11 protein-coding genes are annotated in these 14,760 nt (G+C 64.6%); 1 reads left to right on the top strand and 10 read right to left on the bottom strand.

The window, feature by feature from the left end; all coding sequences use genetic code 11:
* Nucleotides 1–26 precede the first annotated feature (26 nt).
* The 7 genes from CKW35_RS00145 to CKW35_RS00115 all read right to left on the bottom strand — a co-directional run bounded on the left by CKW35_RS00145 (nucleotide 27) and on the right by CKW35_RS00115 (nucleotide 10,425).
* Complete coding sequence (locus CKW35_RS00145) at nucleotides 27–1,103, bottom strand: 3-keto-5-aminohexanoate cleavage protein (protein WP_016485864.1); 1,077 nt, start codon at nucleotides 1,101–1,103, stop codon at nucleotides 27–29.
* A gap of 62 nt (nucleotides 1,104–1,165) precedes the next feature.
* A complete protein-coding gene (locus CKW35_RS00140) occupies nucleotides 1,166–2,806 on the bottom strand; it encodes a fatty acid--CoA ligase (RefSeq protein WP_016485863.1) in 1,641 nt (546 codons plus the stop codon).
* Between the two features lie 43 nt (nucleotides 2,807–2,849).
* On the bottom strand, nucleotides 2,850–5,375 hold the full coding sequence (locus CKW35_RS00135; protein ID WP_016485862.1) for an RND family transporter: 2,526 nt from the start codon (nucleotides 5,373–5,375) through the stop codon (nucleotides 2,850–2,852).
* A gap of 30 nt (nucleotides 5,376–5,405) precedes the next feature.
* Nucleotides 5,406–6,482, bottom strand: coding sequence for a YCF48-related protein (locus tag CKW35_RS00130; protein ID WP_016485861.1), 1,077 nt, complete (start codon nucleotides 6,480–6,482; stop codon nucleotides 5,406–5,408).
* Nucleotides 6,483–6,518: 36 nt separating this feature from the next.
* Nucleotides 6,519–7,877, bottom strand: a complete 1,359-nt coding sequence (locus tag CKW35_RS00125) for a DUF1329 domain-containing protein (protein WP_016485860.1) — start codon at nucleotides 7,875–7,877, stop codon at nucleotides 6,519–6,521.
* A gap of 33 nt (nucleotides 7,878–7,910) precedes the next feature.
* Nucleotides 7,911–9,776, bottom strand: a complete 1,866-nt coding sequence (locus CKW35_RS00120; RefSeq protein ID WP_016485859.1) for a DUF1302 domain-containing protein — start codon at nucleotides 9,774–9,776, stop codon at nucleotides 7,911–7,913.
* Between the two features lie 82 nt (nucleotides 9,777–9,858).
* Nucleotides 9,859–10,425, bottom strand: a complete 567-nt coding sequence (locus CKW35_RS00115; protein WP_016485858.1) for an alpha/beta hydrolase — start codon at nucleotides 10,423–10,425, stop codon at nucleotides 9,859–9,861.
* A gap of 244 nt (nucleotides 10,426–10,669) precedes the next feature.
* Between CKW35_RS00115 and CKW35_RS00110 the strand changes: the two genes are divergently transcribed.
* Entirely contained in the window at nucleotides 10,670–11,725 is a 1,056-nt protein-coding gene (locus CKW35_RS00110; RefSeq protein WP_016485857.1) for an AraC family transcriptional regulator, read from the top strand.
* Nucleotides 11,726–11,743: 18 nt separating this feature from the next.
* On the opposite strand, the gene CKW35_RS00105 is transcribed toward CKW35_RS00110, so the two are convergent.
* Genes CKW35_RS00105 through CKW35_RS00095 form a run of 3 tightly spaced genes read right to left on the bottom strand, consistent with a single transcriptional unit; the run spans nucleotide 11,744 to nucleotide 14,744 of the window.
* On the bottom strand, nucleotides 11,744–12,754 hold the full coding sequence (locus CKW35_RS00105) for a YeiH family protein (protein WP_016485856.1): 1,011 nt from the start codon (nucleotides 12,752–12,754) through the stop codon (nucleotides 11,744–11,746).
* Entirely contained in the window at nucleotides 12,751–13,413 is a 663-nt protein-coding gene (locus CKW35_RS00100; protein WP_016485855.1) for a DsbA family oxidoreductase, read from the bottom strand. The genes CKW35_RS00105 and CKW35_RS00100 overlap by 4 nt, the downstream gene beginning before the upstream one ends.
* Nucleotides 13,410–14,744 (bottom strand): MFS transporter, encoded by a 1,335-nt coding sequence (locus tag CKW35_RS00095; RefSeq protein WP_016485854.1) that lies wholly within the window; start codon nucleotides 14,742–14,744, stop codon nucleotides 13,410–13,412. The genes CKW35_RS00100 and CKW35_RS00095 overlap by 4 nt, the downstream gene beginning before the upstream one ends.
* Nucleotides 14,745–14,760 lie beyond the last annotated feature (16 nt).

Below are 14,760 nucleotides of genomic sequence, written 5' to 3'. Positions count from 1 at the left end.
GCGCAAAACCTCTCGTCAACCAATGCTCAGTTGCCGTCAGCGGTTTCAGCCGTCTTGCGCAAGAAGCCCTGCTGGCCACCGTTGCGGTTTGGCGCGAACCCATTGGCCTGCAGGCTTTCTTCGACGGTGTCGTAGAACACGCCGATCTTGCTGATTTCGCGGGCTTGCCTGGCGGTGGCGATCGGCCGACCGAACTCGCGCGACATGCGCACCAGCTGCTCGATCTGCTGCACCGTGGACATCTTCTCGGTCTGCGCCTGGTTCCACAGGTTGTCCTCGATGCCGCAGCGCACGTGCAGGCCCATGGCGATGCCCATCATGTTGATCGGCAGCACGTTGCGCATCGAGCTTTCCACGGTGAGCACGGCGCCGTCCGGCACGGCCCGCACGATGTTGGCGAGGCTGTAGATGTTCGGCACGTCCATGCCGCCGCCGATGGCCACCCAGTTCATCACCAGCGGGCCTTTGTAGATGCCACGGCGCATCAGGCGCTCGACCGACTCGAAACTGTTCAGGTTGTAGCACTGGAAGGCACTCTGGATACCCGCGGCGCTAAGGCGGCGCACGTGCTCCTCGACCCAGCCGGGCTGCGCGGGCACGGTCATTTCCTTATAGGCCTCGTACACCGCCGGGTCTTCCATCGAAGTCCCGCGCACATCCTGATAGCCCCAGTGCTCGACCACGTTCATCTGCGAGGTGTTGACCGTCACCGTGACCTGATCGGGCTTGGGATCGAGCTCGGCCAGCATGTGGCGAGTATCGTCGCTCAGCCACTTGGCCGCAGCGCCTTCGGTCTCGGGGGCAAAGCTGATCGAGCCCCCCACCTGGATGATCATTTCCGGTACCGCTTCACGCACACCGGCAATCAACTCGTTGAACTTGGACAGGCGCTTGGAGCCCTTGCCATCCAGCTCGCGCACATGCAGGTGGAGCACCGTGGCACCGGCGTTGTAGCAATCCACGGCCTTCTGTACCTGCTCGGCCATGGTCACCGGGATGTCCTCGGGGAAGTCGGACGGCACCCAGGAAGGCGCATAGGGCGCTGCGGTGATGATCAACGGCTGCTGGTTCTCGGTGAACAGGTGGCCATCAAGGAAGTTCATGGGGTGTTCCTTATATTGGGATTGTTGGAAAGGTGTCGGTACAGACCGACGGCTATTGGGTTTCAGCAATGCATCTCGCGGATCAGCTTCTTGTTGATCTTGCCGACACTGGTCTTGGGGATGTCCGCCACGAAGTGCACCTGGCGCGGAATCGCCCACTTGTTGATCTGGCCACTGTCGACAAACTGCTTCAGGTGCGCTTCGAGCCCTACCTGATCGAGGCTGTCACCCGGCATGCACACCACCAGCGCAATCGGCCGCTCGCCCCAGTGCTCGTCGGGAATGCCCACCACCGCCACGGCATTGACCGCAGCGTGCTGGCTGATCAGGTTCTCCAGCGCCAGCGAGCTGATCCACTCACCCCCGGTCTTGATCACGTCCTTGATGCGGTCCTTGATCTCCAGCACCCCGTGGCGGTCGATCGAGCCCATGTCGCCGGTGTGCAGCCAACCGTCCTGCCACAGTTCGGCACCCTTTTCCGGCTCGTGCAGGTACCCCTGGGTCAGCCACGGCGAACGCACCACGATCTCGCCCAGCGACTCACCGTCGTGGGCCACCTCGACGCCCGCCGCATCAACGATGCGCAGGTCGACCATCGCCACCGGGGCGCCGGTCTTGATCCGCTGAGCCACCTGTTCGCACATGGGCAAGGCCAGGTCTTCGTCGTGCAGGTGGGTCAGGGTCAGCAGCGGGCAGGTTTCCGACATGCCGTAACCGCTGAAGATCAGCATGCCGCGCTCGCTGGCCTGACGCGCCAGGCCGTGGGTAAGCGCGCTGCCGCCGAGCAGGATCTTCCAGCGGCTGAAATCGGTGTGCCGGCCTTGCTCGCTGTCGAGCATCATCTGCAGCAAGGTGGGTACGCAGTGGGAGAACGTCACCCCCTCATCGCGGTACAGGCGCACCAGCTTGTCCGGCTCGTAGCGGCCCGGATACACCTGCTTGATGCCCAGCATCGTGGCCGTGTAGGGCACGCCCCAGGCGTGCACATGGAACATCGGGGTGATCGGCATGTACACGTCGCTGGATCGCAGCAACGGCTGGCCGTCGTAGGCGGCGAAAGTGCCTAACTGGTTCAGGGTGTGCAGCACCAGCTGGCGGTGCGAGAAGTACACCCCCTTGGGGTTGCCGGTGGTGCCGGTGGTGTAGAACAGCGTGGCCACCGACTGCTCGTCGAAGTCCTCGAACTCGGCCTCGGGGCTGGCTGCATCCAGCAGCGCTTCGTACTCGCCGAGCACCGGCAGCGACGTGGCCGCAGCCTCCCGGTCCGTCAGTTGCAGGTAGCCTTTGACCTTGCCCAACTGGCCGTGCAGCTGCTCCAGCAGCGGCACGAAGTCGTCATGCACCAGCACCAGGTCATCCCCGGCGTGGTTCATGGTGTAGGCCACCTGCTCCGGCGACAGGCGAATGTTCACTGTGTGCAGCACCGCGCCAATCATCGGCACGGCGAAGAAGCATTCCAGCGAACGGTGGCTGTCCCAGTCCAGCAGCGCGACGGTGTCACCGGCCTGCACGCCGGCCGCGCGCAGCACGTTGGCCAGGCGCCGCACCCGCTGCTCGAGCTCGCGGTAGGTGTAGCGCAGCGTGTCGGCGTAGATGATCTGCTGGTCCGGCTGGTGTTGCACACCCGACATCAGCAGGCGTTTGATCAGCAAGGGGTAGGCATAGGCGCCGGCTGCCGGCGGCATTATTTTTGTCTTGGCCATGACGTTGGTTCCAGTTTCCATGTTCGAATCGACTAAGAGCTGACTACGCCTGCACCCGCGCTTGCGCGCGTGGTACCTGGGCACTGTCACGGGGCTGTGGTGCGGCTTCGCAATGCGCGGGGGCCGCCGCGACAAAGCGCTTGTCCGGCAGCAGGAAGTGCGACAGGGCCGGGATCAGCAGCAGTGCGCCGAGCATGTTCCAGAGGAACATGAAGGTCAGCAGGATGCCCATGTCGGCCTGGAACTTGATTGGCGACCACGCCCAGGCGACCACGCCGGCAGCCAGGGTGATACCCACCAGCCCGACCACCCGGCCGGTGAAGGCCACGGCGTTCTGGTACGCCTCGCCCAGGGTGCGGCCCTGCCGCTGGTAGTGCAGCTGCACACTGAGCAGGTACAGCGCGTAGTCCACGCCGATGCCGACGCCCAGGGCGATCACCGGCAAGGTGGCCACTTTCACGCCAATGCCCATGGCCACCATCAGCGCTTCGCACAGCACTGAAGTCAGCACCAGAGGCAGCAGCGCCACCAAGGTCGCGCGCCAGCTGCGGAAGGTGATCAGGCAGAACAGCGTGACCGCCAGGTAGACGAACAGCAGCATGGTGCGGTTGGCTTCGCGCACCACGATGTTGGTGGCAGCTTCGATACCGGCGCTGCCGGCGGCCAGCAGAAACTGCCGGTCGGGGCTGCTGTTTTCGCGGGCGAAGCGGTCGGCGATGGCCACCACGTCGTCCAGGGTCTGGGCCTTGTGGTCCTTGAGGTAGGCGATCACCGGCATCATCGAGCAATCGGTGTTGAACAGCTCCGGGGCGTTGACCGAAGCCTGCTGGGCGGCGTAGTTGAGCATGTCCTGGTTGCGCTGCAGGCTGCTCATCTTCGGGTTGCCTTCGAAGGCGCCTGCGGTGATCTGGCGCACGGCGTTGACCAGCGACACTGTGGTCTGCACCCCGGGGTACTGCTGCAACTGCCAGGCCAGGCGGTCGGCGAGGATCAGCGTCTTGTAGCTCAGGCAGCCTTCCGGCGGGGTCTTGATCATCACCGCGAACAGGTCGCTGGACAGCGCGTAGTGGCTGGTGATGTAGGCGTTGTCGCGGTTGTAGCGCGAATCGGCGCGCAGCTCCGGCGCGCCGCTGTCGAGGTCGCCGATCTTCAGCTGCAGGCTCACCCAGAAACCGCCCAGGCCCAGCAACGTGGCTACCAGCAACGCGCCGGTGGCCCACTTGCGCGTGGTAAAGCGGTCGAGGGCGTCCCACAACTTGCCAAAGCCCCGGTGCTCGGCGGCGCGCTGGTCGATACGCAAGGCACGCTCCGACGCCTTGCGGCCAACGCCAACGTAAGACAGCGACACCGGAATCAACAGCAACGAGGTGAAGATCAATACCGCCACGCCGATGCTGGCGGTGATCGCCAGGTCCTTGATCACCGGAATGTCGATCAGCATCAGCACGGCAAAGCCCACGGCGTCCGCCAGCAGCGCCGTAACCCCGGCCACGAACAGGCGGCGGAAGGTATAGCGCGCCGCCACCAGCTTGTGGGTGCCACGGCCGACGTCCTGCATGATGCCGTTCATTTTCTGCGCCGCGTGCGACACGCCGATGGCGAAGATCAGGAACGGCACCAGGATCGAGTACGGGTCGATGGCATAGCCGAGCCAACCGACAATGCCCAACTGCCACACCACCGCCGCCAGGGAGCAGAACACCACCAAGAGGGTACTGCGCACGCAGCGGGTGTACAGGAAGATAATCACCAGCGAGGTGACCACCGCCAGGGCGAAGTACATCATCACCTGGATCAGGCCGTCGATCAGGTCGCCCATCAGCTTGGCAAACCCGATGACCCGCACCTTGTACTTGCCCTCGCCTTCCTTGCCAGACGCGCGCGCCTTGCTGTCGCCGCCGTATTCGTACGTGTCGCGCAACTGCTGTTCGAGCATCTGCGAGAACTGCCGGTAGTCGATACCGCGCCCGGTAGCCAGGTCGTGGTCGAGCAGCGGCACCACCAGCATGCTGGACTTGAAGTCGCTCGCCACCAGGCTGCCGACAATACCGGCACGGTTGATGTTCTGGCGCAACTGCTCGATGTCGGCCGGTTTGCCCTGGTAGTCATCGGGCATCACCGCGCCACCCTGGAAGCCCTCCTCCGTGACCTCGGTCCAGCGCACGCCCGGGCTCCACAACGACTTCATCCAGGCACGATCGACGCCCTGGGCAAGGAACAGCTCGTCGTTGATCTTTTTCAGCACGTCCAGGTATTCGGGGTCGAAGATATCGCCCTGGGTGTTCTCCACCACCACCCGCACCGAGTTACCCAGGCCGCGCAGCGACTTGCGGTTGTCCAGGTAGTTCTGGATGTAGGGTTGGCTCTGCGGGATCATTTTCTCGAAGCTGGGCCGCAGTTCCAGGCGAGTGACAGCCACATAGCCGAGCACCAGCGTGGCCAGCACCATGAACAGCATGAACAGCGGGCGATAGTTGAAGATCATGCGTTCGAGCAGGTTGCCGGAACGTGGATCGAAATCCCGCAGGTCGCGGATCACCGGCATGGTGTCTTGCTTGATGTTGGCCATCACGAGGCTCTCTTGGAATACTTGTGGGTCTTAGCGGGCTGGCAGCACGCGCACGCCGCGCTCACCTACCAGCACGGTGCCGTTGCCGCGGGTCTGCAGGGCAGCCGCCACAGGTGCCAGCGGCACCTGCGGTTGCAGGGCGAAGCTCTGACCGCCGTCGTGGCTGCGCAGCACATGCCCGGCCTGGCTGAACAGCCAGTAGTCACCCTGGCTGTCGAGGCTGGCGGCGGTGATGCTCTGGCCCAGCCCGGTGTCCACCTTGGTCCAGCTCTGGCCGCCGTCGAGGCTGCGCGCCACGTGGCCACGCAGGCCGTAGGCAAGCACTTCGCCGGGCTTGCCGAGAATGCCGAACCAGGTGCCCTGGTAAGGGCCAGGCAGGGCGACGAAGCGCTGCTGCCGGGCATTCCACTTAAGCAGCAGGCCCTGTTCGCCGGCCACGTAAAGGTCATCGCCGACCGCCCGGATGGCATTGAGGTGCAGGCCTTGCGGGTTGTCGGTGCGGTCCTGCATCGGCACCCAGCTTTCGCCACCGTCGTCGGTGCGCAGGATCAGGTTGAACACGCCCACCACATAGCCGTGCCGGGTGTCGGTGAACCACACACCCAGAAACGGCTTGTCGGCACCCTCCTGCTCCAGGCGCTGGCCTTCGGCGGCGAACTGCGGCCATTGCGCATCGTCGGGGTGGGCCTGTGCCAAGGCCTGGTAATGGGCCGTGACCAGTGCACCGATCTTCCGGCCATCGAGCTGCACGGCCCAGTTCACACCGCCATCACGACTGTGCAGCACCACGCCATCGTTGCCTGCCGCCCACCCTTCCTGGGGGGTTGGGAACGCCAGGGCATTGAGGTCGGCGCTGACTGGCACGCTGGCCTGGCGCCAGTCCTGGCCCTGATTGTCGGAATACACGATGTGCCCACGGGGCCCCACCGCGACCAGCCGCTCGCCGGCCCGCACCACATCGCGCAGGGCGCTGTGCACCGCTAGCGCGCTAGGCTCGGCCGGCAGGTCCAGCACATCGACATAGGCCGCCTGGGCCACACCGCAGCTGCCGCCCAGGGCGAGCGTGATTGCCAACGCCCACGGCGCATACTTGTTCAAAGAAGCCATGCCACATCCTCTGCAAAACCTGACGGGTCATCGGGGTCAGCGAATGCCGGCGCCGGCCAGGGCTTCCGGTGACCACTGCGCCTTGGACAGAGGGGCGATGTACTCGATACCGCCGTGCGGGCCGATCAGGCCGTTGACGTTGTAGGTGCCACCGACCAGGTCGTAGACCACGTGCGGGTTGTTGTTGGGAATCTGCACGTCGTAGCTCTGGGTGAAGAAGCTGAACGAGCCGCGATACAGCTGGCCACGGGCGTCGTACTGGTCAGAAGCCAGTGCAAACCAGCTGTCCTCGTCAAGGTAGAAGCGGCGCTTGGCATAGATGTGGCGGGCATTGCCCTTGAGGGTGCCTTGCACTACCCAGACACGGTGCTTTTCCCAGCGCACCTGGTCGGGCGAGAGGTGGTTCGGCGTGGTCAGGGCCTTCGGGTCGTGGATGTAGGTGAGCTTGTAGGTGTTGTACGGCACGTACATTTCTTTCTTGCCGAGCAGTTGCCAGTCGTATCGGTCCAGCGCACCGTTGAACACGTACACGTCGTCGAAGGTACCGGAGCCTGCGGTGCCTGGGTTGGGTGTGTCGTAGGCCAGGTTCGGCGCCAGCTTCACCCGGCGCTGCCCTGGCAGGTACTGCCAGGCGCGGCGCTCTTGTACCAGCGGGTTGGCGGCGTCCTTGAGCATCATCGACTCACCGGCGCGGCGCGCCGGGCCTTCGAAGTACAGCTTGGTCTGGAAGTAGATGTCCTTGGGTTCGATGACTTTGTTCATGTCTTCGTAGATCGGGTAGGCGTTGTACGCCAGGCCCGTGGTGGCCAGGGCCGCGACACCGGCGGAGTCGACGTTCCAGGAGTCATACTTGGCCTTCTGTGCCACACCCTGGTAGCGCAGCAGGTGGTTCCACATGGCCTCGGCGCCCGACTGCGGGATCGGGAACGGCACGCCGGGCAGCACATTTTCGATGGCCATGCCGTCCTGCAGGGACTTGGCATTGGCGGCATTTTTCAGGGTGTTGTCGAGCAGCACCTTGGGCAACGCCGCGGTGCGGTGGCTCGGGTACACATCGATGTGGAAGCTCGGGAAGCGCTTGGCCAGCTCCACGGTGGTAGCGGTCAGCGAATCCTTGTACTGGTCGACGTTCTTGCCGTCGATCACCAGCAGCGGTTTCTCCGAGGCGAAGGGGTCCGGGCGCAGGGTATCGCCCTGCTTGAAGCCGGCGGGCGGGGTGTTCAGGCCACCCTGGTAGGCCGGGATCGCGCCGTCGGTACTGGCGGCCTTGTCGGCGCCGACCATGGTCAGGTCCTTGCCCAGCCGGGCGACGTCCTGGGCCGGGGCGGCCGCATGGGCACTACCGGCAATAACGACCGCAAGCGAGGCCGACAGCAGGCTATTGAGATACTTCATCGCGTTTCTCCGCTTGTTGTTGTACTAGGAGCTTCAGAAGGTGGTCTTGAACGAGGCCGTGACCATGCCGCGATCTTTCAGCAGCGGTGCAAGCCCAGCCTGCGAAGTGATCTGCCCGGGGATGCACTGGTAGCGCCCGTTGGTGCCCGGGGTGTTGTTGTCGGTGCCGGTTTCGCAGGTATCGAACTTGCCGAAGGAGTCGACGTACTTCAGGTCGAACTTGTACTTCTGGTAGACGTCGGCGGCGATCCCGATCGAGTAGCTGCCGGCGTCTTCGTTACCGCCCAGCTGCACGGCCGAGTTGCCCTTGAGGCCAACGTTGTAGGACAGCGGCAGTGTGATATCGACCCCTGGCAGCGCCTGGAACCAGGTCGGGGTGAAGTTGACTGCCAGGGTGTAGGCGTTGGTGGTGACCTTGTCGACGCCTTCGTAGCTGGCGTCGCCCTTGAAGGTTTGCTCGCCCTTGTCGACGCTGACCAGATGGGTCATGGCGCCTTCCACGGCCAGCGACGAAGCGTTCCACAACGGCGTGGCGCCGAACGACACCAAGCCGTTGAGTACCACATGCAAGGTCTTGCCGCGGGCCAGCCCGGTTTCACCGTGGCCTGGCACTTCGCCGATCAGGTTGGTGCCGCCGGCGGTGCCGGCCAGGGCACCGTACAGCGGCCCGTTGATCGTGGTGAAGTTGCTGATCAGCGGCATGTTTTCGCGGTAGTTGACGTCCAGCCCCACGCTCACCGGACCGACGCTCTTGGCCAGGCTGATGCCGTAGATATCGATATCGTCGGCATAGGCCGTCATGTAGCTAGTGCCTTCCAGGCTGCCCGTGTGCAGGTTGGGGGCATTGATCAGCACCGCGGGGGTCGGGTCGGAGGTATTGCGGTAGTAGAAGCCCAGGGTGCCGTCGAGCCATTCCGGGCTCCACTTGGCCATTACACCGAAGTCGCCGCTGTTGTGCGGGCGGATGTCATGCCCGCGGGGTGCGCCATAGAAGGCACCGGCACCGCCGACCGCGTTGGGCACCGGCAGCCAGAAAATGTCGGCACCGTCGCCAAGCATGTCGTAGGCGCCCATGTAGGTGCCCCCTTCAGGCAGGCGCGAGTTTTCGAATTCAAGAAAGTACTGGGCCGCCAGGGTCAGTTCCGGGTTGATCGTGTAGCTCAGCGACAGCTGCTTGCGCGGCAGGAACAGTTCCTTGGTTTCGGTGCCGGGCACGTTGTACAGCTTGGCCAGGTCCAGTGCCGACTGGCCATAGTTGATGCCGTTGGCGGCGTTGAACAAGGTCTCGCCCCAGTACAGCGAGTGCCAGCCGAGCTTGCCGCTCACCATTGACTCGTCACCGATTTCGGTGCTGTAGAACACAAAGGCATCGAGGAATTCGCCAGACGGGCCGTTGTAGTACCGGTCGCTGTAATTGCTCAGGCCATGGCGCCTGGACGGGCCGCCCTGCAGCACAGTGCCAGCCGGCAGGCCACCGGCCGGGCGCGCCAGCACCAGGTTGCCGGCATTGCCCGCCTGGCCGGGAAACGGGTTGGAATTGGAGCCCACGTCGTCATAAGCGTGGTCGTACCAGCTCGCAGCACTGACACGCATGCCCATGTTGCCCTGGTACACCACGTCCAGTTCGGTCAGCAGGTCGACCCGCTGGGTCACCGCGCTGCCGACGCTGAAGTTCTTGTCACCGTCGTTGAGGTTGGCGGTGCGGGCGACCTTGGCGTTCTGGCCCTCGACGCGCTGGCCGTAGCTGAGCTTGGCGGTGTTGTCGAAGCGCACGTTCCAGTCAGGGTCGGCGAGGTCAAGCTGAAATGCCTGGGCAGCCGGCGCGCCGGCGACCAGCACCAGCGTGGCCAACAGATTGCGGCGGTGAAGGCAGAAGAGAACGTTCTTATTGTTGTTCATGCGGTATCTCTGCTTGGGATGTGCAAGGTGCCAGCAACGATCGGGCGCCGGCCTGACCCTGAGTGCGCGTGCCCCGGGCGGTTTAGCGATCGAGTTGCTGGATCAAGGCCTCGGCGTGTGGCCATGGGCCGAAGCCCGAGGCTGGGTTGAGGTGGCCAACGGCGCCGAGATCGACCAGCTCGCTGCCCCACTCGTCGGCCATGCGGGCGACGGCTTCGAAGCTCGCCAGGTGGTCGTTGCTGCTGGCCGCGACCAGGCTGGGGAATGGCAGCCGGCCGCTTGGCAGGGGTGCCCAGCCGTTGGCGCGCAGGCTGTCGGGGGTGGGATAATTGGCCGGCCAATCGGTATCCAGGTCCGGTGGGGCGGCCAGCAAGGCGCCCTTGATCGGGCGTTGGTAGCGGGCGGCCCAGTGCGCCACCATCAGCACACCGGCGCTGTGCGCGACCAGGATCACCGGGCCGTCAATGCTGGCCAGTTCGCGCTCGATCGCTTCGACGCGGGCGCTGCAACTGAGCTTGTCGGTTTCCAGCGGTGGTACCGAGCGCACCTTGCCCAGGCGCGCTTGCAGCAGGGTTTGCCAATGTTCGGGTACATGGTCGCGCAAGCCAGGCACGATCAGCACGGTTGCGGCGGTTTGCAGTTTTTCCACGTCAGGGCCCTTGCTCTGGTCAACTCGGTCGATTGCCGACTGCTTGAAGCCAGAGTAAAGAGTCGCCCTGCCAGCCGCTTTACATTGCGCGTCACGAACTTTTCAGTTGATGACACGGCTGCCGTGCCGCCCGGCCCCGGGCTCCGCTGCTCGGAAATGGCTTTGCATCTGACGACACAACCGCTATAAAAGACCACCCGCCAGCGCAGCGGAAGCTCATCAAGATCACGTGGAAAACAATAAAATGACCGTGCTCGCCCGTGCTGCAACCCTCACCAATTACCTGGAAGTTTCACGCCATCTGGGCCTCAACGGCCATGGCCTGCTGGCTCAGGCCGGCCTCAGTGCATCGCTGCTGGAAACCCCCGATCAACGCATCCCGGTGGCCGCTGCCATCAACGTGCTGGAGGAGTCGGCGCGGCTGAGCGGCTGCGAAGCCTTCGGCCTGCGCATGGCCGAACTCCGCCAGTTGTCGGACTTTGGCCAGGTCAGCCTGCTGATCAGCCATCAGCACTCGCTGCGCGACGCCCTGCAGGTGATCGTGCAGTACCGCCACCTGCTCAACAACGCACTGGCCATCCACATCGAGGAAATCGGCAAGACGGTGATCATCCGCCAGGAGGTCATCACTGACCAGCCGATGCACAGCCGCCAGGCTATCGAGCTGGCCATCGGCGTGATGCACCGCTTCTGCTCGGCGCTACTGGGCTCGCACTGGCACCCGATCAGCGCCAACTTCACCCACGCCGCCCCCGCTGACCTGGCCATCCACCGGCGCATCTTCGGCTGCAAACTGGAGTTCAACACCGACTTCAATGGCATCGTCTGCTCGGCATCCGACCTGGACACCGCCAACCCCCAGGCCAACGAAGGCATGGCGCGGCTGGCGCAACGTTATGTGGGGTTGCTGCAGGACGAAAACCTGCCATCACTGACGCTGGAAGTGCGCAAGGCGATCTTCCTGCTGATGCCCATGGGCCGCGCCACCATCGAGCACATCGCCCAGACCCAGGGCATGAACGTGCGCACCTTGCAGCGGCGCCTGGAAGAAGAAGGCGCGACCTTCAGCGAGCTGGTCAACGGCGTACGCCGCGACCTGGTGGTGCGCTACCTGGAAAGCCCTGGCTATTCGCTGGGGCGCATCGCCGACATGCTCGGTTATTCCATGCACAGCTCGTTCACCCGCTGGTTCATCAACCAGTTCGGCCAGCCGCCAGCCACCTGGCGTGCGCAGCATGAGCCGCACACACAAACCAGACGCAACCGCAGCGCCGCCCAGGCGACCACCAGCGCACGCTGACGGCCCTGGGCCTCTGGGCTACAGGCCGACGTGCATCAGGCCCAGCACCAGCAGCACCAGGAACACCGTCTCGCCCACCATCAGCAAAATCGGCTTGATGCCTACGGCGGCCAGCTCCTTGAGCTGGGTTTTCATGCCCAGGGCTGCGATCGATACCACCAGGCACCCACGCGACAGTTCGTTGATACTGCCCTGCACCGCCAGCGGCACCCAGCCGGTGCTGTTGACGCAGGCAAGGATCATGAAGCCGACCGCGAACCATGGCAGCAACGGCGGGCGCTTGCCGGTACTGTCGATACCCTGGCGACGCGCGATCATGGCCGCGACGACGATCACCGGCACCAGCATGGCCACGCGCATCAGCTTGACCACCGTGGCGGTATCACCGGTTTCGGTGGACATGCTGTAGCCGGCCCCCACCACCTGCGCCACATCATGGATGGTGGCGCCGAGGAACACGCCGGCGGCTTGCGGCGACAGGCCCAGGGCATTGGCGATCATCGGGTAGAGGATCATCGCCAGGGTCGACAGCGCCGACACGCCGATCACCGTGAACAGCGTCGCCCGTTCCTTCTGCGGGTGGCTGGGCAGCGCAGCAGCCAGCGCCAGCGCCGCCGAAGCACCGCAGATCGCCGTGGCGCCGCCTGTCAGCATGCCGAACAGGCGCTGGAAGCCCATGGCCTTGGCCGCCACCATCGACACGCCGATGGTCACCACCACCAGGATCACCACCAGCGCCACCGCCTTCCAGCCAAGGCCAGCCATCTGCTCCAGGGTGATGCGCATCCCCAGCAGCGCGACGCCCAGGCGCAGCACGCTGCGCGCGGTAAACTCGATGCCGGCCTTGCACTTGCCGTCCGCGCTCAGAAAGTTCAGCGCCAGCCCCAGCAACAGGGCGAACAGCATCACCGGCGCGCCGTAGTGTTCGGCCAGGAAACTCGCCGCACCCGCGGCGATCAGGCTGACGATCAGGCCCGGGGCCAGGTCGCGCACCCGGTTGTTGACCCAGGCAAACGCCAGCGTGCTCATGCCTCCCTCTCCGCCAGGCCCGACACCGCCAGATGCATGGCCTCCAGCAAGGCCTCGGCCGGCTGCGCACCAACCACTTGCAGCCGGTCATCGAAAACGAAGCACGGCACGCCACGGCCGGCGATGTCGGCGCCGGCACTGACGAACGGCAGGCCATCGCCACGCACGCTGCCGGCCAGGGCCTCGGGGGCAAAGCCGCACTGCTCGGCGATGCACAACAGCGTAGCGCGGTCGCCCAGGTCTTCACCCTGCTTGAAATACGCAGCCAGTAACCGCTCCAGCAGTGCCTCTACCTGTGCTTCATTGCCCAGCTCACTGGCGTGAAGCAACAAGCGATGGGCGTCGGCGGTATTGGGCATGCGCTCGATGCGGCTGAATTCGATCTGCTCGCCGACGGCGCTGGCCGCTTCGCGCACCTGGGCCTGACGTTGCCGCACGGCCTGATCGCTGCCCAGGCGTCGCCGGTAAAACTCGGCGAACGGCTGGCCGTCAAATGGCAGCTCAGGCAACAGTTGCACGCCCTGCCAGGCCAGGTTGACCTCGACCTCTGGCTGCGCTGCCTTGAACTGCACCAGGGCGGCTTGCAATTGCCGGCGGCCTATCAAGCACCACGGGCAGATAAAATCGAAGTACACATCAATCGACAACAAACGCTTCACGAACGGGCCTCCAGTTCTGGCTGGACAGGTGCCTGGGCGGTTTCACCGAGCTGCAGGCGCGCCATGTCCAGGTGATAGTGACGCTTGGCATAAATGAACACCGCTGCTGCGCCGATGCTGATCAACGGCACCAGCTGGAATGCCGACTGCAAGCCGATCAGGTCAGACACCTTGCCGGTGATCAGCGGGCCGGTGGCCAACCCGAGCAGGTTGTTGCACAAGGTCAGCGTGGCAAACGCGGTGCCGTGCACCGTGTAGTGGGTGAGGTTGGCGACCATGGCGCTGGACGGGCCATTGGTGCCGGCGGCGATCATCATGCCCAGGCAAATCAGCACCAGTTGCGGCATGCCCGGCGGCAAGGCAAAGGCCACTGACAGCAGCACACAACTGCCCAGGCAGTAGGCGATGGCCAGGCTGATTTTGTGGTCCGGGCGCTTGCGCCCCATGCGGTCGCAAAGCATGCCGCACAGCACGATGCCCACCCCGCTGCACAGCACGATAATCGCAGCCACGGCGCCGGCGCGGTCAGTGCTCATGGCGTAGTAGCGGTTCAGGTAGCTGGGGAACCACACGATCACCGTGCCACCGACGAACAACTGCAAACCGCTGCCGACATAGGCGCTGATGACCGAGCGGCTTGAATACAGGGTACGCAGTGGCCGCATTGCCTTGAGCGCAGCCTTGTCGGGCGTTGCCGCCAGGCCTTTGGGGGCAATGCGCGCCTCGCGCACGATGAGCGGATACAGCAGCGCCAGCGCCAAACCAAAGAAGGCCATGCCGGCGAATGCCCAGCGCCACCCCAGGTGCTGGGCCATCACACCGCCCAGGCCCATGCCCAGTACCGAACCGAACATGCCACCGGCCATGAACGAGCCGGCCAGGGTGGCGCGCATCTCACGCGGGAACACCGCCACCACCACGGCAATACCGACGCTGCCGTAGGCCGCCTCGCCGACACCAACCAGAAAGCGTGCGATGAACATCTGCTGGTAGTTTTCCGCCAGGGCGCAACCCAAGGTCGCCAGGCTCCACATCACGGCCATGAACGTCAGGCTCTTGATCCGGCCAATGCGGTCGGCCAGCAACGACAGGGGGAAGGTCAGCAAACCGACCATCAGCGCGACGATGCCGCTGAGCAGCCCCAGCTGGCTGTCGCTGAGCTGCCATTCCTGCTTGAGCAGCGGGAATACGGCGTTGAGCACTTGCCGCGACATGTAGTCGGAAATCAGCAGGCCGAAGGTCAGGGCGAAAACGATCCAGGCGTAGCGCCGTGGAATGCCGAGCGAAGTATCAGTGCCTGGTTCTGCCGCACTGGCGTGATAGGTGGCCATGCTGCCTCCTCGGATA

It is taken from the genome of Pseudomonas sp. Irchel 3F3 (genome assembly GCF_900187545.1).
Classification (GTDB): Bacteria; Pseudomonadota; Gammaproteobacteria; order Pseudomonadales; family Pseudomonadaceae; genus Aquipseudomonas; species Aquipseudomonas fortuita.
This window is presented reverse-complemented; position numbering and strand designations above follow the sequence as displayed.

Bases quoted from the DNA above. Each gene is read 5' to 3' on its own strand.
- CKW35_RS00145 (WP_016485864.1), bottom strand. From the start codon at position 1,103: ATGAACTTCCTTGATGGCCACCTGTTCACCGAGAACCAGCAGCCGTTG.
- CKW35_RS00140 (WP_016485863.1), bottom strand. From the start codon at position 2,806: ATGGCCAAGACAAAAATAATGCCGCCGGCAGCCGGCGCCTATGCCTAC.
- CKW35_RS00135 (WP_016485862.1), bottom strand. From the start codon at position 5,375: ATGGCCAACATCAAGCAAGACACCATGCCGGTGATCCGCGACCTGCGG.
- CKW35_RS00130 (WP_016485861.1), bottom strand. From the start codon at position 6,482: ATGGCTTCTTTGAACAAGTATGCGCCGTGGGCGTTGGCAATCACGCTC.
- CKW35_RS00125 (WP_016485860.1), bottom strand. From the start codon at position 7,877: ATGAAGTATCTCAATAGCCTGCTGTCGGCCTCGCTTGCGGTCGTTATT.
- CKW35_RS00120 (WP_016485859.1), bottom strand. From the start codon at position 9,776: ATGAACAACAATAAGAACGTTCTCTTCTGCCTTCACCGCCGCAATCTG.
- CKW35_RS00110 (WP_016485857.1), top strand. From the start codon at position 10,670: ATGACCGTGCTCGCCCGTGCTGCAACCCTCACCAATTACCTGGAAGTT.
- CKW35_RS00105 (WP_016485856.1), bottom strand. From the start codon at position 12,754: ATGAGCACGCTGGCGTTTGCCTGGGTCAACAACCGGGTGCGCGACCTG.
- CKW35_RS00095 (WP_016485854.1), bottom strand. From the start codon at position 14,744: ATGGCCACCTATCACGCCAGTGCGGCAGAACCAGGCACTGATACTTCG.